This is a genomic window from Psychrobacter sp. 1U2 (assembly GCF_051847575.1).
Genome location: NZ_JBPYDC010001305.1, coordinates 1 through 636 on the forward strand (window position 1 = coordinate 1; position 636 = coordinate 636).

The window sequence follows — 636 nt, forward strand, 5'->3', positions numbered from 1 at the left end:
TTCAAAAAGTACTTACTGATCTATCGAACAAACATACATTTTGTTGACCTAATGACTCATAAAGATTTCATAATTATAAATAAATTGCTTTATAGTTGTGAATATCATTTTTACCCATATTTTTTATAACCACAAACAAGGCATACTATGGCTTACGATAATTTATTTGAAACAGTAAAAATGGGCACTCAAACCCTAAAAAACCGCATCATTATGGCACCACTAACTCGTCTACGCGCTGTTGAGCCAGGCGATGTACCAACGGCATTAGCAGGTGAATACTATTCACAGCGTGCAGCGGGAGCGGGCCTTGTGATCGCTGAGGCGACGCAAGTATCATTGCAAGCAAAAGGTTATGCAGGTGCGCCTGGCATCCATACTAAAGATCAGATGACCGCGTGGAAAGCCATCGTCGATAATGTCCATGCTAAAGGCGGTAAGATCGTCGTACAGCTATGGCACACGGGTCTAGTGGCGCATGAAAGTGTACAGCCTGATGGTAAGGCGCCTATTTCAGCGTCGGACGTCGAAGTCGGCGCTCGCACCTCTTTACGTGATAGCGATAATCAAGCGATTCGCGTTGAAACGACGCCACCACGTCCAGCCACCGCTGATGAAATCAAGCAAGTGATTAAG

1 protein-coding gene is annotated in these 636 nt (G+C 44.7%); it reads left to right on the top strand.

Going from position 1 to position 636, the window contains the following annotated elements; all coding sequences use genetic code 11:
* Positions 1-147: 147 nt before the first annotated feature.
* The coding region (locus ACS8FD_RS21785) for an oxidoreductase (RefSeq protein WP_459252167.1) at positions 148-636 on the top strand (489 nt) is incomplete at its 3' end.